At 72.2% G+C, this 15,393-nt stretch carries 20 protein-coding genes; 8 read left to right on the top strand and 12 right to left on the bottom strand.

Translation table 11 applies throughout. The annotated features are described in order from the left end of the window. Positions 1-46: 46 nt before the first annotated feature. From N8K70_RS13870 to N8K70_RS13855, 4 genes are read right to left on the bottom strand one after another with little or no spacing between them, the layout of a single operon-like run. Positions 47-1,231: a bifunctional 2-methylcitrate synthase/citrate synthase gene (locus N8K70_RS13870; RefSeq protein ID WP_317138938.1), complete on the bottom strand. Its 1,185-nt coding sequence runs from the start codon at positions 1,229-1,231 to the stop codon at positions 47-49. A 38-nt stretch (positions 1,232-1,269) separates the two neighbouring features. Next, positions 1,270-2,169 carry a methylisocitrate lyase gene (gene prpB / locus N8K70_RS13865; RefSeq protein WP_317138937.1) on the bottom strand — a complete coding sequence of 300 codons (900 nt, stop codon included), beginning with the start codon at positions 2,167-2,169 and terminating at the stop codon, positions 1,270-1,272. A gap of 31 nt (positions 2,170-2,200) precedes the next feature. Further along, positions 2,201-3,727, bottom strand: a complete 1,527-nt coding sequence (locus N8K70_RS13860) for an MmgE/PrpD family protein (RefSeq protein WP_317138936.1) — start codon at positions 3,725-3,727, stop codon at positions 2,201-2,203. After that, complete coding sequence (locus N8K70_RS13855; RefSeq protein ID WP_317138935.1) at positions 3,724-4,368, bottom strand: GntR family transcriptional regulator; 645 nt, start codon at positions 4,366-4,368, stop codon at positions 3,724-3,726. Before N8K70_RS13855 ends, N8K70_RS13860 begins: the two co-directional genes overlap by 4 nt. A 222-nt stretch (positions 4,369-4,590) precedes the next feature. Between N8K70_RS13855 and N8K70_RS13850 the strand changes: the two genes are divergently transcribed. The 3 genes from N8K70_RS13850 (at position 4,591) to N8K70_RS13840 (ending at position 5,870) form a co-directional block, all read left to right on the top strand. Continuing rightward, a complete protein-coding gene (locus N8K70_RS13850; protein ID WP_317138934.1) occupies positions 4,591-4,800 on the top strand; it encodes a hypothetical protein in 210 nt (69 codons plus the stop codon). A 280-nt stretch (positions 4,801-5,080) separates the two neighbouring features. Continuing rightward, on the top strand, positions 5,081-5,518 hold the full coding sequence (locus tag N8K70_RS13845; protein ID WP_317138933.1) for an SRPBCC family protein: 438 nt from the start codon (positions 5,081-5,083) through the stop codon (positions 5,516-5,518). 37 nt (positions 5,519-5,555) lie between these two features. Further along, on the top strand, positions 5,556-5,870 hold the full coding sequence (locus N8K70_RS13840) for a DUF7882 family protein (RefSeq protein WP_317138932.1): 315 nt from the start codon (positions 5,556-5,558) through the stop codon (positions 5,868-5,870). A gap of 23 nt (positions 5,871-5,893) precedes the next feature. Here N8K70_RS13840 and N8K70_RS13835 read toward each other — a convergent pair whose 3' ends face one another. Then, the gene (locus tag N8K70_RS13835) at positions 5,894-6,211 is read right to left on the bottom strand and encodes a DUF7882 family protein (RefSeq protein ID WP_317138931.1); all 318 of its coding nucleotides are present in this window, start codon (positions 6,209-6,211) and stop codon (positions 5,894-5,896) included. Between the two features lie 83 nt (positions 6,212-6,294). Between N8K70_RS13835 and N8K70_RS13830 the strand changes: the two genes are divergently transcribed. After that, positions 6,295-7,008: a GTP pyrophosphokinase gene (locus tag N8K70_RS13830; RefSeq protein ID WP_317138930.1), complete on the top strand. Its 714-nt coding sequence runs from the start codon at positions 6,295-6,297 to the stop codon at positions 7,006-7,008. 31 nt (positions 7,009-7,039) lie between these two features. After that, positions 7,040-7,540 carry a GbsR/MarR family transcriptional regulator gene (locus N8K70_RS13825; protein ID WP_317138929.1) on the top strand — a complete coding sequence of 167 codons (501 nt, stop codon included), beginning with the start codon at positions 7,040-7,042 and terminating at the stop codon, positions 7,538-7,540. Here N8K70_RS13825 and N8K70_RS13820 read toward each other — a convergent pair. From N8K70_RS13820 to N8K70_RS13805, 4 genes are read right to left on the bottom strand one after another with little or no spacing between them, the layout of a single operon-like run. Beyond that, a complete protein-coding gene (locus tag N8K70_RS13820) occupies positions 7,494-8,303 on the bottom strand; it encodes an ABC transporter ATP-binding protein (protein ID WP_317141226.1) in 810 nt (269 codons plus the stop codon). The genes N8K70_RS13825 and N8K70_RS13820 overlap by 47 nt on opposite strands. A 5-nt stretch (positions 8,304-8,308) precedes the next feature. Then, the gene (locus N8K70_RS13815; RefSeq protein WP_317138928.1) at positions 8,309-9,334 is read right to left on the bottom strand and encodes a FecCD family ABC transporter permease; all 1,026 of its coding nucleotides are present in this window, start codon (positions 9,332-9,334) and stop codon (positions 8,309-8,311) included. Continuing rightward, a complete protein-coding gene (locus tag N8K70_RS13810; protein ID WP_317138927.1) occupies positions 9,331-10,332 on the bottom strand; it encodes a FecCD family ABC transporter permease in 1,002 nt (333 codons plus the stop codon). The genes N8K70_RS13815 and N8K70_RS13810 overlap by 4 nt, the downstream gene beginning before the upstream one ends. Next, entirely contained in the window at positions 10,329-11,360 is a 1,032-nt protein-coding gene (locus N8K70_RS13805) for an iron-siderophore ABC transporter substrate-binding protein (protein WP_317138926.1), read from the bottom strand. The genes N8K70_RS13810 and N8K70_RS13805 overlap by 4 nt, the downstream gene beginning before the upstream one ends. Before the next feature lie 115 nt (positions 11,361-11,475). On the opposite strand from N8K70_RS13805, the gene N8K70_RS13800 reads away from it, so the two are divergent. Further along, positions 11,476-11,964, top strand: coding sequence for a glutaminase (locus N8K70_RS13800; RefSeq protein ID WP_317138925.1), 489 nt, complete (start codon positions 11,476-11,478; stop codon positions 11,962-11,964). 52 nt (positions 11,965-12,016) lie between these two features. Next, on the top strand, positions 12,017-12,832 hold the full coding sequence (locus N8K70_RS13795) for a tryptophan-rich sensory protein (RefSeq protein ID WP_317138924.1): 816 nt from the start codon (positions 12,017-12,019) through the stop codon (positions 12,830-12,832). Positions 12,833-12,858: 26 nt separating this feature from the next. Here N8K70_RS13795 and N8K70_RS13790 read toward each other — a convergent pair whose 3' ends face one another. Then, positions 12,859-13,611 carry a LysR substrate-binding domain-containing protein gene (locus N8K70_RS13790; protein WP_317138923.1) on the bottom strand — a complete coding sequence of 251 codons (753 nt, stop codon included), beginning with the start codon at positions 13,609-13,611 and terminating at the stop codon, positions 12,859-12,861. Positions 13,612-13,631: 20 nt separating this feature from the next. Then, complete coding sequence (locus N8K70_RS13785) at positions 13,632-14,276, bottom strand: YitT family protein (protein ID WP_317138922.1); 645 nt, start codon at positions 14,274-14,276, stop codon at positions 13,632-13,634. 144 nt (positions 14,277-14,420) lie between these two features. Between N8K70_RS13785 and N8K70_RS13780 the strand changes: the two genes are divergently transcribed. Next, positions 14,421-14,828: a transferase gene (locus N8K70_RS13780; protein ID WP_317138921.1), complete on the top strand. Its 408-nt coding sequence runs from the start codon at positions 14,421-14,423 to the stop codon at positions 14,826-14,828. A 129-nt stretch (positions 14,829-14,957) separates the two neighbouring features. Here N8K70_RS13780 and N8K70_RS13775 read toward each other — a convergent pair whose 3' ends face one another. After that, the gene (locus tag N8K70_RS13775; protein ID WP_317138920.1) at positions 14,958-15,383 is read right to left on the bottom strand and encodes a rhodanese-like domain-containing protein; all 426 of its coding nucleotides are present in this window, start codon (positions 15,381-15,383) and stop codon (positions 14,958-14,960) included. Positions 15,384-15,393 lie beyond the last annotated feature (10 nt).

The raw sequence follows: 15,393 nt of genomic DNA, 5'->3' as shown, positions 1-15,393 counted from the left end.
GTCTCCGCCTTCCGCGGGCGAGGGCGGCGGTGCCGTGCCCGCGGCCCTACCCGGCCTCCTCCGGCCGCTGCGCCGCGGCGCGCTCGGCCTCGTCCGGCACGGATCCGGCGACGTGCCGCTCGCCGGGCCCGACGTAGGCGGAGAGCGGGCGGATGAGCGCGTTGGAGGCCGCCTGCTCGAGGATGTGCGCCGTCCACCCGGTGACGCGGGCGGCGACGAAGATCGGCGTGAAGGTGACGGTGTCGAAGCCGATGAGGTCGTAGGCCGGGCCCGACGGATAGTCGAGGTTCGGGGAGATGCCCTTGCGCCGGACGAACTCGTCCTCGAGGGTCGTGTAGAGGTCGAGGACGTCGGGACGGTCGTAGTGCGCGACGAGGGACTCCAGCGCCGCCCTCATGGTCGGGACGCGCGAGTCGCCGCGCGTGTAGACGCGGTGACCGAAGCCCATGACCTTGCGCTTCGACGCGAGGGCCTCGTCGAGCCACGGCCCGACGTTCTCCGCGGCGCCGATCTCCCGGAAGACGTGCAGCACCGCCTCGTTCGCGCCGCCGTGGAGCGGGCCCTTGAGCGCTCCGATCGCGGCCGTGACGGCGGAGTAGAGATCGCTGAGCGTCGACGTCACGACGCGCGCCGCGAACGTCGAGGCGTTGAAGGAGTGCTCGGCGTAGAGGATCAGCGACCGGTTGAACGCGTCCACGACGACCGGGTCGGCCTCCTCGCCGAACGCCATCCAGAGGAAGTTCGCCGCGTAGCCGAGGTCGTCGCGCGGCGGGACGGCGTCGAGTCCCCGACGGCGCCGCTGCCCGTATGCGACGACCGCGGGAAGCGCGGCGAAGAGCCGCAGGCCGCGGGCGAGGTTCTCCTCCGCGCTTCCGCCGGCGTCGAGCACGGAGCCGCCGTCGCTCAGCTCGTGCGCGCCGACCGCGCTGACGGCGGTGCGGATCTCGTCCATCGGATGCGCCGTCGCCGGCAGCAGGTCGACGACGGCCTTCACCTCGGGCGCGAGCGCGCGATGCCGTCGCTCCTCCTCCCGCAGCGCGGCGAGCTCGTCGTCGCCCGGCAGCTCCCCGTGCCAGAGGAGGTGCGCGACCGCCTCGAACGGCTGCGTCGCCGCGAGCTCCTGCACGGGGTATCCGCGGTACAGCAGGCTGTTCGTCTCGGGATCGACCTTCGACACGGCCGTCTCGTCGACGACGACCCCCGCGAGGCCCTTCCTGATGTCATCCGTCATGATCGCGCTCCTTTGCTGCGTCACGGGCGCCGGGCCCGCTACCTCGGGATCTCGACGTCGAAGATCCCGGCGTCGAACCTGTCGTACCCCTGATAGTCGATGAGGTCGTAGAGGTCGGCGCGGTGCTGCATCTCGCCGAGCCGCGACCCCAGCGCGCCCTCGTCGACGAGCGTGTCGAGCGCGCGCCCGGCGGCGCCCATCGCCATCCGCAGCAGCGAGACGGGCCAGATGACCATCCGGACGCCGGCGTCCCGCAGCTGGTCGACCGTGAAGAGGTCGCTCTTGCCGAACTCCGTCATGTTCGCCAGCACCGGCACGTCGAGCGCGCTCGCCACCCTCTCGAACTCCGAGAGGTCCCTCATCGCCTCGGGGAAGACCGCGTCGGCCCCCGCGTCGACGAGCGCCCTGGCCCGATCGACCGCGGCGTCGAGGCCGTCGATCGCACGGATGTCGGTGCGCGCCATGATGAGGAAGTCCGCGTCGCGTCGTGCGTCGACCGCGGCGCGGATGCGCCGCAGGGCCGTGTGCTCGTCGACGACCTCTTTGCCGTCGAGGTGGCCGCAGCGCTTGGGGTTGACCTGGTCCTCGATGTGCGCGCCGGCGAGGCCCGCGTCCTCGAGGGTCTGGACGGTGCGCGCCACGTTCATCGGCTCGCCGAACCCCGTGTCGGCGTCGACGATCGCGGGGAGCTCCGTTACCCGGGCGATCTGCGCGGCGCGCTGGGCCACCTCGGTGAGGGTCGTCAGTCCGATGTCGGGGAGCCCCAGGTCGGCCGAGAGCACGGCTCCCGAGATGTAGACGCCGTCGAAGCCCTTGCGCTCGATGAGCGTGGCCGACAGCGGGTTGAACGCGCCGGGGAATCGGAGGAGCTCGCCGGAGCCGAGCCGCTCGCGGAACAGGCGGCGCTTCTCGTGCGCCGGGGTCTGGGAATACAGCATCAGCGGGTTCCTTCCGTCGTGCATGCGCGCATCAGAACAGCCCCCTCGGGCTCCGCACCGCGTCGAGGACTCCCGGCTTCGCGACGATCGTGAGCTGTGCCACCTCGGCGGGGGACAGCTCCGGCAGGCGCTGTGCGAGGCCGAGGAACCGCTCGATCTCGCCGGGCTCGAGCACGGGCTCGGCCAGCAGCCGGAACTTCCGGATGTAGTCCTCGCGGGCGAAGGGGCGGGCGCCGAGCGGATGGGCGTCGGCCACCGCGATCTCGGCGACGAGGGTCGAGTCGTCCGCGAGGGCGATCTCCGCGCGCCCGCCGAAGGCCTTCTCCGCCGGATCCTCCGAGTGGTACCGGCGCGTCCACTCGTCGTCGAGCGCCGTCGTGACCTTCCGCCACAGGGCGACCGTGTCGGGCCGGGCGGCGCGTTCGGGGGCGTACGAGTCGACGTGGTGCCACCCGCTGTCCTGCAGCGCCACGGCGAAGATGTAGGGGATCGAGTGGTCGAGCGTCTCGCGCGAGGCCGTCGGATCGTACTTCTGGGGGTCCCCCGACCCCGAGCCGATCACGACGTGCGTGTGGTGCGACGTGTGCAGCACGATCGATCGGACGTTCGCGGGGTCGCGCAGCTCGGGCCGCTCGGCGCCGAGGCGGCGGGCGAGGTCGATCCACGCCTGCGCCTGGTACTCGGCGGAGTGCTCCTTCGTGTACGAGTCGAGGATGGCGCGCTTCGCCTCCCCCGGTGCGGGCAGCGGCACCTCGTAGCGCGCCTCCGGCCCGCCGAGGAGCCACGCGATGACGCCGTCCTCGCCCTCGTAGATCGGCGCCGGCGACGTCTGGCCGCGCAGCGCCCGGTCGACGGCCTCCACGGCCGCCTTCCCCGCGAACGCCGGAGCATAGGCCTTCCACGTCGAGATCTCGCCCTTCCGGCTCTGCCGCGTGGACGTCGTCGTGTGGAGCGCCTGCGACACGGCCTGCGAGATCGCCTCGGGGGAGAGCCCGAGGAGCGTGCCGATGCCCGCGGCGGCCGAGGGGCCGAGGTGCGCGACGTGATCGATCTTGTGCCGGTGCAGGCTGATGGCGCGCACGAGGCCGATCTGGATCTCGTACCCCGTCGCGATCCCGCGCAGGAGAGAGCGGCCGTCCGAGCCCGTGTGCTGCGCCACCGCGAGGATCGGCGGGATGTTGTCGCCCGGATGGGAGTACTCGGCTGCGAGGAAGGTGTCGTGGTAGTCGAGCTCCCGCACGGCGACCCCGTTGGCCCACGCCGCCCACTCGGGGCTCGTGCGCGTGCCGGGGGCGACGCCGAACACCGTCGCCCCGGCTCCGCCCCGGCTCGCGGGATGGTCGAGGGCCTGCGCGCGAGCGGAGACGACGGGGCTCCGCGTGAGCGAGGCGGCGGCCACGGAGGCGTTGTCGATGACCCGGTTGATCGCCATCTCGGCGACCTCGGGCTCGATCTCGACGGGGTCGACGGCGACCTCGGCGATCTTCCAGGCGAGCTGCTCCTCACGGGGGAGCCGCTCCTCGCTGCGGTGCGTGCGCACGGGGTGGACGACGGTCATCGGCGGGCCTCCGGAAGGTGATCGAGGATGTGCACGAGCGCTTCGTGCAGGTGCACGTGGGTGGCGTGGGCGGCCAGGTCGCCGTCGCCCGCCCCGATGGCCGAGGCGATGAGACGATGCTCTGCGACGGATGCCGCGAGCCGGGCGGGATGCTCGCTCGCGAGCCGGCGGGCGCGGACGAGGTGGGTGCGGACGGTCCGCAGCGCGGACGCGAGGTAGTCGTTGTCGACCGCCCGGTCGACGGCCTCGTCGAAGCGGGCGATGAGCGCGTAGTAGGCGTCGCGTCCCGGCGGATCGGCGAGCGACGCCCCGGCGCGCGTGAACTCCTCCGCGAGCGCCCGGAACCCCACGCCGTCGCCGCGCTCGGCGGCGAGCCGGGCGGCCGCCGTCTCCAGTGCCCGGCGCGCCTCGAACAGCCGTCGGATCTCGTCGCCGTCGATGCGCGACACCGCCGTGACGCGCGGCGACTGCTGCACGACGAGGCCGTCGGCGATGAGCCGGTTCAGCGCCTCTCGCAGCGGAGTGCGGCTGACGCCGAGGCGCGCGGCCTGCTCGACCTCGCCGAGCACGGTGCCGGCGGCCAGCGTGCCGGCCTGGATCTCGTGGAGAAGGGCGGCGTAGGCGCGTTCGCTCGCTCGCATCGTCCGCCTCCTCGCGTCTGGGTTCGCCGTCGAGTGTATGCACTCGACCGTGTCAACGCCAGATGTGGCGCGCATCATGTTCCTAATGCATACAGAGGAGGGTGTGGCACCCTCTCGACCCCGCGGTTCGCGCGGAGCTACACGGGTGCCCATCCCGTGTCAATCGGTTGAGGGGCGACGGACGCGGCGCTTACGGTTCAGACACAGACGGAAGGAGCTGTCATGTCCGACGCACTGCCTCCCATCCACGAGTGGTGGCCTCACCTCTCGATCGACACCAGGAACACCCTCATCGAGTACCCGCGCGCGCCGCTCGTCGGCGGTGTGCTGCACGAGATCGTGCGCGTCACCGGCGAGGAGATCGCCGACGGGACGACCCTGAGCGATGAGGACGTCCAGTACATCCACACGCAGATCGAAGCGGTCGACTGATCTCGTCGCCGCGGACGGGATCCGCGCCGGGCGGCATCGCGAGAGCCGCTCGGCGCGCGTGCGTCACGACGACTCCACGGACGGCTCCGCAGGGGGCGTGCCGACAGGCTTCGGCGGTCGCCGGCCGCGCGACAGGGCTCGAACCCGTCGGCGTCCACGCGCCGGGGATAGTCGTGTCTGCGGCCGGAGTCAACCCGTCGCGGGGATGCATCCGCGCTTTCTACGATCCTCTCGGGGAAGCGAAACCGCTCTGTTGCGGGACCACGAGGAGGACAGGGACATGACCACCGCGATGATCGCCGAGATCGATGTGGAAGCCCCGATCGCCGAGGTCTACCGGCAGTGGACCCGGGTCGAGACGTTCCCGGAGTATCTCGAGGCCGTCCGGTCGGTCAGGCGGATCGACGACGTCCGCTCCCGGTGGTCGGTGAGCATCGGCGGAGTCGTGGAGGAGTTCTACGCCGACGTCGTCGATCAGGTGGCGGAGGAGCACATCTCGTGGCAGAGCACGGACGGCGTCCTCCACGACGGCCGTGTGGACTTCGAGCCCACCGAGGACGGCACCCACGTCCGGCTCCGGATGGCATGGGAGTCGGACGGAGCGGGCGGTCGGATGGACTCGGCGCAGGCGGAGCACGATCTCGCGCGGTTCAAGGAGCTCATCGAAGCGCGCGCGTCGTCCGTCGGCGGGGCGCCGACGCGCCACGATCCGCGCTGATGTGGTCGCGCGCGGCCGAGCGGGATACGCTCGGGCCGTGGGAAGATTCATCTACGGCGCAGGCGCCGACTCCGTCGAACTCGACGATCGCACCCTCGCGCACCTGCGGATCGTCGTGATGAACAAGCTGCGCCGTTCCGAGCCGTTCATGTTCGACGCGTCCCTCGGCGAGGGCACCGGCCGCCGCAGCTTCTGGCTCCATCCGTCCATCCCGCTGCAGTTCCAGTTCTCCGGCGGGCGTTCGCCCCGTCTGAACCGCCTCTGGCTCGACGAGCTCATGAAGGCCGCGAGCGGTCCCTCGGGACTGACGATCATGCCCGAGCCGCAGGAGCCCGCCGAGAGCGACGGCTGACGCCGCGGACCGGACGCCGCCGCTCAGTGGTCGTCGGACGCGTCGACGTCCTCGTCGACGAGGGTGAGCCCGCCGAGGGCGTGGGCCGAGACGGCCAGCTCCTCCAGCCAGGCGCGGTTCAGCTCGGGCGGCTCCACGTCGTCGAAGACGAAGCGCAGCGGGATGGCGGGATGCAGCCAGATCGTGCTGCGGCCGGGCGGCTCGTCGGGATGGTGATGCCACGAGACCGAGAAGCTCTCGTTGCGTCGCAGCTTGCCGAGGATGACGACCTTCAGATGGGCGAGCGCCCGGTCGTCGATGCGGATCGGCGACGCGGCCGGACCGTAGTAGAGCACACCCATGCCGCCACTGTAGCGCCGGCGCCGACGTCGGTGGGCGATGACCTCACAGGGATCCCATAGAGCGACCTCCTAGCGTGGAGGCCATGAGCTCGTTCCCGGTCGACGACGACATGCTGGAGCATGCGCGCTCGCTTCGCGATGAGATGCAGCGCTTCCTCAACCAGTACCGCTTCGGGATGCGGGAGATCGAGACCAAGCTGTCGATCCTCCGCGAGGACTTCGAGCACGCCCACGCGTACAACCCCATCGAGCACGTCTCGAGCCGGCTGAAGACGATGGACTCGATCGCCGAGAAGGCGGATCGCAAGGGCATCGATCCGTCGATCGACGCCATCCGCGAGAACATCCTCGACATCGCCGGCGTGCGGGTGACCTGCAGCTTCGTGACGGACGCCTATCGGCTCTTCGAGCTGCTCGTCCGGCAGGACGACATCACGGTGTGCGAGGTGAAGGACTACATCGCGGACCCGAAGCCGAACGGCTACAAGAGCCTGCACGCGATCGTCGAGGTTCCGGTGTTCCTCTCGACCGGCACCGTGCCCGTCCCCGTCGAGGTGCAGTTCCGGACCATCGCGATGGACTTCTGGGCGAGCCTCGAGCACAAGATCTACTACAAGTACGAGAGCCAGGTGCCCGCGCGCCTCACCGACAGCCTGCGCGAGGCGGCGATCACGGCGGCCGAGCTCGACGACCGCATGGAGGGCCTGCACCGGGAGCTGCACGGCGAGCGTCCGGACCCCGTCGCGCCGCTGCAGCTCATGCCGCGACGCGGCGACGACGGCCCGACGGCCGCCTGAACGCGCTCACATCGCGGAACGAGGCGAGGGCATGGGGACCGAGGCGGATGGCGGCGTGCCGCCCGGCGAGTTCGTCACGCGCTTCGCGGACTACTGGTCCGCCTCCGGGGCATCGCGCATCGAGGGGCTCATCGCGGGCTATCTGCTCGTGGACGAGTCGGACGGCGTCCGCCCCGACGAGCTCGTGGACGCCCTCGGCGTGAGCCGCGGCTCCGTGTCCGTCTACACGCGCCAGCTCGTCGACAGGGGCTTCGTCCGCCGGGTGCGCCGCCCGGGCGACCGGGCGCACTACTTCGTGATGGACGTGGACGTCTGGGCCGGCTTCCTCGCGGCGGAGCAGGCGTACCTCGAGAACCAGCGGCGGCTCGCCGAGCAGACCCTGACGACGGTGCGCGAGGGCGGCCGGGCGTGGGAGCGCGTGCGCAACATGCGCGACTACATGGGATGGCTCATCGAGGCTCGGCTGGGCGAGGAGTGGAACCGCTTCAAGCGGGAGCGCGACGACCGGAGCCGGGGCGAGGACGCACGCTGATCGTCGGGGCGCCGCTCTGCGAGTCGCGCTCCACGACGGCGTCGACGCGGAAGACCTCGGAGACGAGGGTCTCGTCGAGGATCTCGTGCGGCGCGCCCTGCGCGACGATCGCGCCGTCCTTCATGACGACCAGGTGGGAGGCGTAGCGGGCCGCCTGGTCGATGTCGTGGAGCACGGCCACGACCGTGCGCCCGGCGGCGTGCATGTCCTGGCACAGATGGAGCAGCTCGATCTGGTGCGCCAGGTCGAGGAACGTCGTCGGCTCGTCGAGCAGGACGTAGTCGGTCTGCTGTGCGAGGACCATCGCGATCCACACGCGCTGGCGCTGCCCGCCCGACAGCTCGGACAGCAGTCGGTCGGCGTGCTCCGCGACGCCCGTGGCCGTCATGGCCTCCTCGACGACCTCGGCGTCGCCCGGCAGCCACTGGCGCAGCAGCGAGTGATAGGGATTCCGCCCGCGCGCGACGAGGTCCCGCACCCGCAGCGCATCGGGGGCTGCGGGGTTCTGGGGCAGCGATGCGATCCGCCTCGCGACCTGCCGGGCACGCAGCGAGCGGATGTCGGCGCCGTCGAGCGTCGCGCGTCCGGAGTGCGGTCGCAGGATCCGCCCGAGCGCCTTCAGCATCGTCGACTTGCCGCAGCCGTTCGGCCCGATGACGGCGGTGAACTCCCCCTCGGGGACGGTGAAGCTCAGCCCGCTGCTCACCGTCCGGCCGTCGTAGCCGAGCGTGGCGTCCTCCAGGCGCAGCCCTGCGGGGTGCATGGCGGTCACAGTCTTCCTCTCGATCGTTCCTGCACGAGAAGCCATCCGAGGTAGACGCCGCCCACGCCGAGCGTGAGGACGCCGACGGGCAGGCCGTCGAACAGCGGGATCTGCTGCGCGGCGAGATCCGCCGCTCCCATCAGCACGGCTCCGGTGAGCGCGGTGGGAAGGATCCCGGCGTGGGCCGCGCGCGTGAGGCGGCGGGTGATGTGCGGAGCGGTGAGCGCGATGAACGACACGGGCCCGGCCGCCGCGACGGCGGCGCCCGCCGCGGCGACGGACAGCAGCACGGCGGTCGAGCGCGTCCGGTCGGTCGCGACGCCGAGGCCGGCGGCGACGTCGTCGCCGAGCTCGAGCAGGGCGGTCTTCGGGGCCAGCGCCGTGGCGGCGGGCAGGAGCACCGCGAGCGCGCCGCCCGTGACGACGACGTCCTGCATGCTCGCCGCGTTGAGCGAGCCGACCAGGTACGCGGCGAGCTGCGAGGCGGCGTCCCTCAGCTTCACGCTGACGACGTACTGGGTCACGGCGTAGGCGATCGCGGCCACGGCGATGCCCGCGATGATGGTCCGCGTCGGTGAGCGGAAGCCGCGCCCCGTGCAGACGAAGACGAGCGCCGTCGCGATGCCGGCGCCCAGGACGGCGCCGACGGCCGCGGGCATCCCGGCGAACACGAGCGACGCGAGGGCGGCTCCGGCTCCCGCGCCGGCTCCGAGCCCGATGACGTCGGGACTCCCGAGCGGGTTCCGCGTCACGGTCTGGAACAGCGTGCCCGAGATGCCCAGGAGCGCTCCGACGAGCACGGCGGTGACGAGGCGCGGGCCGCGCAGGCGTTCGAGCACGAAGGCCGAGCTCCCCTCGGCGCCGCCGAGCAGGGCCGAGGGGAGCTCGGCGAGCGGGATGCCGAGGCGGCCCAGCGTGAGCGTCGCGACGGCGATGACGGCGAGGAGGAGGACGGCGACCGCGCCGTAGAGGAGGGATCTGCGGTCGACGGGGAACGCGGCGACGCGCCCGACGCGCATGACCGAGGTCACCGGGCGGCCCATCCGCGTCGCACCGCGAGCAGGAGGAACGGCCCGCCCAGGAGAGCGGTGACGATGCCGACCATGATCTCCTCGGGCCGGGCGACGACACGGCCGACGATGTCGGCCGCGATGAGCAGGGTCCCGCCCAGGAGCGCCGCGACGGGCACCTGCCAGCGATGGTCGATGCCGACGAGGGAGCGGGCGAGGTGCGGCACGGCGAGCCCGACGAACGCGATCGGGCCGACGGCCGCCGTCGCGGCGGCGCTGAGAAGCCCCGCGGCGAGGATGCCGCCCGCGCGGATGAGGGGGACGGGCGTTCCGAGGGACGTGGCGACGTCCTCGCCCAGCGCGAGGTTGTTGAGCCCGGGGGCGAGTGCGACCGCGAGGAGGAGACCGGCGGCGAGCGGGAGCGCGATCGCGGCCGCGACGTCGAGCCCGCGGCCGCCGAGTGAGCCGATGACCCAGAACCGGAAGGAGTCGAAGACGTCGGGCCGGGTGAGCGTCATCGTCTGCGTGTAGGCGCTCAGCACCGCCGACACGACCGCGCCGGTGAGCAGCAGGGTGACGACGCTGCCCGAGGTCGACCGGCCGCCGACCACGTACACGAGCACGACCGTGACGAGCGCGCCGACGAGGGCGACCCAGACGGAGCCCGAGCCGAAGCCCGAGCCGGTGACGGCTGCCGCGGTGACGACGGCGGCGGAGGCGCCCACCGTGACGCCCAGCAGTCCGGGATCGCCGAGGGGGTTGCGGGTGATGCCCTGGATGACGACGCCGGCCACGGCCAGCGCGGCGCCCACGATCGCTCCCATGACCGTGCGGGAGAGCCGCGCGTCGAGGACCGCGGCGAGGTAGGGGTCGTCGGCGCCGGCGAGGACCGCGACGACCGCGGCGGCGTCGGTCGCCTTGCCGCCGAGGAAGAGACCGGCGCCCGCGGCGACCGCGAGCCCCGCGACGGAGGCCGCGAGGACCGCGGCTCCGCGGGCGGGGCTCGCGATGCGGGTCACCTGTCGAGCTTCGCGACGGCCTCGTCGATGAGCGGGATGAAGCGCTCGAGCGCCCACGGCACCGTCAGCGGGTTGATGATGGACGAGCCGGTCACGAAGGGCTGATCGGTCGGTGCGACCACCGTGCCGCGCGCGATCGCGGGGATCTGCTGGTACAGGTCCTGCCCCTCGATCTCGGCGCGGCTCTCCTCGTCGGAGTAGAACGTGAAGACGAGGTCGGAGTCGGCGAGCCTGTCGGCGTTCTCCAGGCCGATCGACGCGGAGTCGGTGCCCTCCACCTCGTACTCGCGGAGCGACTCGACGACCGGGTCGACCGTGAGCCCGAGCGCGCTCACCATGGCCACCCGCTGCTCGGTGGGGAAGAAGACGCCGAGCGTGCCGGGGCCGGAGTTGTAGATGTACGAGAACGTGATGCCCTCGTACTCGGGACGGGCGGACTCCGACAGCTGCTCGTCGATCTCGGCGACGAGCGCCGCGGCGTCCTCCTCCTGGCCCAGGGCCTCGCCGATGACCTCGATCTGCTCCTGCCACGTGATGGTCCAGGGGAGCTCGGGGTAGGCGACCGTCGGCGCGATGTCGGTGAGGACGTCGAACTGCTCCTGCGTGAGCCCGGACCAGGGCGCGAGGATGAGGTCGGGCTCGAGCTCGACGATCGCCTCGATGTCGAGCTCGGTGCTGCCGGCGAACTGCGCGGGGAGCTCGTCGCCGTTCTCGGTGACGGCCTCGTGGATCCACGGCATGTAGCCGGTCTCGTCGCTGCCCCAGGCGTACTCCTCCATGCCGACCGGGACGGTTCCCAGCGCGATGGCCGTCTCGGTCGACCCCTGTCCCAGGGTGACGATGCGCTCGGGCTTCTCGGTGACGACGGCCTCGCCGAGCGCGTGCTCGATGGTCACCGCCTCGAAGTCGCCGGACGACGTCTCCGTCGTCTCCTCCGCGTCGGCGGCGCCGGTGCAGGCGGTGACGCCGAGGAGGCTGATACCGAGGATCGCGGCGACGCCGATGCGGCCGCGTGTGGTGGTGCTCATGCGGTGGTTCCTCTCGTGGGGGCGCGGTGGCCCCAGGCGAGTTTAGGGTCGCCTTATCTAAAGTTCAAATCTTTTGAAGGCTCGTCGGCGGGCGGTGACCCGTAGATTGACACCGATGGACGACCTGCGTGCCCTTCTCGACGATGCGCGCTCGCGGCTGGCCGATGTCCCCCGCGAGTCGACGGGCGGCCTCGTGGAGCCGGGGCGCGTGAAGCGCGCGATCGGCGTGCGGCCGAGGATCGTCCGCGTCGGGGAGGTGTGGCGCCTGGGCGTCCTTCTGCTCGGCGACGACGGGGTCTGGGCGACCGGCGAGGTGCTGCGCGCGGCCGAGGAGGTGCGGCGCGGCTATCCGGCCGAGTCGCAGCGGCGGCGCGCGGAGGTGCGGGCGATGGCCTTCCGCGGAGGGTTCGCGGAGGGCGAGACGTTCCACATCGGGTGGGCGCCCGTCGACGTCGCCGCCGTGGCGGATGGCGGGGACGACGGGCCGCTGTCGTGGGACCACGGCACGCTCATGGTCCGGTGGTCGCCCGCCGGGTTCTTCCGGCCGCTGGCGCCGTATCTGTCGGAGCAGATCGGGCTGCTGCGGAGGCCGGGCGACGGATGAGGGGCCCTGTCAACCCCGCGATCGGCGGGTGAGCGCCCGCTAGCGTGATCCCATGGACGTCGCACGAGCCGCCGACCGCCGACGCGCCGATGTCGTGCGCCAGACCGTCGTCGTCGCCGCGACGGTCTTCATGATCGTCGCGGCGATGGCGGGCACGGGCCTCCTGGGCGGCACCCCCGTGCAGGAGCTGCAGGGCGGGGCGCTCGACGTCGACGCCTCCTATCTCGCCCCCGCCCGTCCCGCCTTCTCGATCTGGACGGCCATCTATGCCGGACTTGTCGCGTACGCGGTGTGGCAGGCGCTCCCGTCGCAGCGGGCCGTCGCGCGTCAGCGTGCGCTGGGGTGGTGGATCGCCGCATCGGAGGCGCTCAACGGGCTGTGGCTGCTCGCCGCGCAGTACACGACGCTCCTCACCACGGTCGTCACGATCTTCGCGCTCACCGCGGTGCTGGGCGTCGCGTTCCGCCGTGCCGTCGCGACGGAGGGACGTGGCCTCGCCTCCCTCCTGCTCATCGACGGGGTGACGGGTCTCCACCTCGGGTGGGTCGCCCTGGCGGCGGTCGCCAACACCGCGGCCTGGCTCACCCAGACGGCTCCCGTCTCCTGGGAGGGTGCGGCATCCGTCGTCGGCGTCGGCGTCGTCGTCCTGGTCGCGGTGGCGGGCATCGGCGTCGCGCTCGGATGGCAGGGGCGCGGAAGGCTCGCCCCCGCCATCGCGCTCGCCTGGGGGCTGGGGTGGCTCGCGGTCGGACGCCTCGCGGACGCGCCCCAGGACGCGGCGATCGGCGTCGCCGCCGTGGTCGTCGCGGCCGTGGTCGTCGTCGCAGCGGCGTCGCGGAAGGTGTCGCAGCGCCCGCGTCGTGGGTGAGCGCCCCGGCGACGGGGCGGCCGCCGTCAGCGCGAGGAGTTCGCGGTGCGTCCGCGGATGATGCCGACGAAGGCCTGGACGTCGTCGGAGTCGCCGTCCTGCGGCCAGGCGAAGGCGACCGAGGAGACCGGGCCGTCGACGAGCGGCCGATAGGTCACGTCGCGCCGGTGGTGGAGACGGGCGAGCGACAGGGGCACGATCGCGACGCCGACGCCCGTGGCGACGGTCGCGATCGCGTCCGCGGTCGTCTCGGGGGGATCGAAGCGCGCGGCCGTGGTGCCCGCCAGATCGAGCGCGCCGAGCACGTCGTCGAGCGGCGTGATGACGACGGACCCCTCGAGGTCGGCGGGCTGGAGCTCCTCGACGACCGTCAGATCGGACTCCGACGCGACGACGACCACCGGGACCTCGTCGTAGAGCGCGACGACGTGCAGCCCGGTCTCGTCGAGGGGCCTGCGGACGATCGCCGCATCGACGAGGCGGTCGTCGAGGGCCCGGCGTTGCGCGGCCACCTCGATCGGGACCAGCTCGAGAGTCGCGTGCGTCATGCGCTCCTGCCAGCGGTCGGCCCACCTGCCGGGCATCGCGCCGGGGATGACGCCGAGCCGGAAGACGCGGGCTTCCGGCGTCGACGGGAGAGGTGCGGGCTTCGAGGCCGCGCGCTTCGGCGCCCCGGCCTTCTTCGCGCCGTCGCGGCCGGCCGCGTGTCGTCCGCCGCGGGGCGCGTTCCCCCGTCCGCCCGATCCGCGGCGGCCCGCCGCCCCGTTCCGCTGCGCCATCCCGTCAGCCTACGCGGCGGTCAGTGGCCGATGTAGCGCCCGGGCCGGTGATTGAGGGCGAGCACGATGTTCAGCAGCACGGCGCCCGTCGCGCTGAGGACGACGATCGGCCAGGGCATGACCGTGAGCGACAGGGCGACGATCGCGAGGTCGAAGGCCATCTGCGTCCATCCCGCCCGGAAGCCGGTCTTCTCCTGCACGAGCAGCGCGATGATGTTGATGCCGCCGATCGAGGCGCCGTGACGGAAGAGGATGAGCACGCCCACGCCGGCGAGCAGATTGCCGCCGAGCACGGCGTACACGGCGTTCAGCGCTCCGAAGGGCAGGAGCGCGGCGTCGAGCTCCGAGAAGCCGGAGACGGCGGCGATGCAGACGGCCGTGAGCAGGGCGAACCGCCATCCCTTCTTCCAGATCGCCAGCGCGGCGAACGGCAGGTTCACGATGAGGAAGAGCGCGCTGAACGGGATGCTCTCGGTGGCGTGCGAGAGGAGCAGGGCGAGCCCCGCCGTGCCGCCCGTGACCGCGCCGCCGGCCTTCAGCAGCGACAGCCCGAGAGCCGCGACGAAGGTGCCCGTGAGCAGGCCGAGCACGTCCTCGGGGACGGTGTGGGCCGTCTCGTCCCAGTCGAAGACGAGCGAACGACGTTCGGTGGGGGTTCTGCTCACTCGTCAACGATAGAGCTGATCATGTTGCGAAGCGGCGTGGATGGTGTCTGGGCAGCACGTGATGCCTCCATTCAGGGGAATAACCGCGCACGCGGCCCCGTTGTCGCAGGTGTCCGGCCTCGCCCGGGGCCGCGGAAGGGCATCGTGGGAAAGAACTACGTCGACATCGAGAACGACCACGGCGAACTGCTGCGCTATCGCAAGCACGTGAACGGACGTGGGCTGATCGCCACAGGAGCGAAGGTCCACCCCGACGCGCGTGTGGAAGCGGGCGCTTATGTCGAACCCGGCGCGCGCATCTCGGCGGGTGCGCGCGTGGCGCGCGGCGCCTGGATCGACGCGAACGCGCTCATCGGTCCCAAGGCGTACATCGACGCGGGGGCGCACATCGGCCCCGGGGCGATGATCGGCGAGAGCGCCCACATCGGCGTCCGGACGACCGTCGGCGAGAACGCGCGCGTCGCACCCGGGTCTCTCATCGGCGACGACGTGACCATCCGCGACGGCGAGGCCGTCGCGACCGACCGCAAGGGCTTCCTCCTGGCCGCCTGAGTCGGCAGGGGCTTTCAAGAGGCTGGGGGACATCGGGAAAGGGCTGACGTTCCTCGTGGACACCGACGCTCCGATGCCGAGTGCCGTCGCCGCGAGGAGGAAGTCGGCGATGTCGATGCCCGAGCGCCGTCAGCAGGCGCAGGCAGGAGATCCGACGAGACCCACGAGGGCGTCCTCCGCGAACGCGACGGGTCCGTCGTCGTTCTCCACGGGGTATCCCTCGCGCGCCCAGTACTCGAAGCCGCCGATCATGAGCCGCACCGCGTATCCGAGCCCGGCGAACGCGAGCGCCGCCTTGTCGCCGCCGTTGCAGCCGGGGCTCCAGCAGTAGACGACGACGGGGGTGTCGAGGGGGATCCCCGTCGGCGCGAGCTCCGGGATCGCGCGCGTCGGCATATGGACGGCGCCGACGGCGCGGCCCTGCTCCCATGCCGCGTCCGAACGGGTGTCGACGAGGACGAACGGCGTGCCGTCCGTCTGGTCCCGGAAGACGTCCGCGGGGTCGGTCTCGAAGGCGAGCTTGGTGCGGAAGTGCGCGATCGCTGTGGCGTCCATGAGCGCGACG

It is taken from the genome of Microbacterium sp. AB, from assembly GCF_032878875.1.
Lineage (GTDB): Bacteria > Actinomycetota > Actinomycetes > Actinomycetales > Microbacteriaceae > Microbacterium > Microbacterium betulae.
The sequence above is the reverse complement of the archived record's forward strand: the minus strand, read 5'-3'. Positions and strand labels throughout refer to the sequence as shown.

Coding starts and splice junctions, on each gene's coding strand:
- N8K70_RS13790 (WP_317138923.1), bottom strand. CDS start 13,611: ATGGCGCAGCGGAACGGGGCGGCGGGCCGCCGCGGATCGGGCGGACGG.
- N8K70_RS13855 (WP_317138935.1), bottom strand. CDS start 4,368: ATGCGAGCGAGCGAACGCGCCTACGCCGCCCTTCTCCACGAGATCCAG.
- N8K70_RS13795 (WP_317138924.1), top strand. CDS start 12,017: ATGGACGTCGCACGAGCCGCCGACCGCCGACGCGCCGATGTCGTGCGC.
- N8K70_RS13820 (WP_317141226.1), bottom strand. CDS start 8,303: ATGCACCCCGCAGGGCTGCGCCTGGAGGACGCCACGCTCGGCTACGAC.
- N8K70_RS13805 (WP_317138926.1), bottom strand. CDS start 11,360: ATGAGCACCACCACACGCGGCCGCATCGGCGTCGCCGCGATCCTCGGT.
- N8K70_RS13835 (WP_317138931.1), bottom strand. CDS start 6,211: ATGGGTGTGCTCTACTACGGTCCGGCCGCGTCGCCGATCCGCATCGAC.
- N8K70_RS13830 (WP_317138930.1), top strand. CDS start 6,295: ATGAGCTCGTTCCCGGTCGACGACGACATGCTGGAGCATGCGCGCTCG.
- N8K70_RS13825 (WP_317138929.1), top strand. CDS start 7,040: ATGGGGACCGAGGCGGATGGCGGCGTGCCGCCCGGCGAGTTCGTCACG.
- prpB (WP_317138937.1), bottom strand. CDS start 2,169: ATGCTGTATTCCCAGACCCCGGCGCACGAGAAGCGCCGCCTGTTCCGC.
- N8K70_RS13860 (WP_317138936.1), bottom strand. CDS start 3,727: ATGACCGTCGTCCACCCCGTGCGCACGCACCGCAGCGAGGAGCGGCTC.
- N8K70_RS13850 (WP_317138934.1), top strand. CDS start 4,591: ATGTCCGACGCACTGCCTCCCATCCACGAGTGGTGGCCTCACCTCTCG.
- N8K70_RS13800 (WP_317138925.1), top strand. CDS start 11,476: ATGGACGACCTGCGTGCCCTTCTCGACGATGCGCGCTCGCGGCTGGCC.
- N8K70_RS13845 (WP_317138933.1), top strand. CDS start 5,081: ATGACCACCGCGATGATCGCCGAGATCGATGTGGAAGCCCCGATCGCC.
- N8K70_RS13870 (WP_317138938.1), bottom strand. CDS start 1,231: ATGACGGATGACATCAGGAAGGGCCTCGCGGGGGTCGTCGTCGACGAG.
- N8K70_RS13775 (WP_317138920.1), bottom strand. CDS start 15,383: ATGGACGCCACAGCGATCGCGCACTTCCGCACCAAGCTCGCCTTCGAG.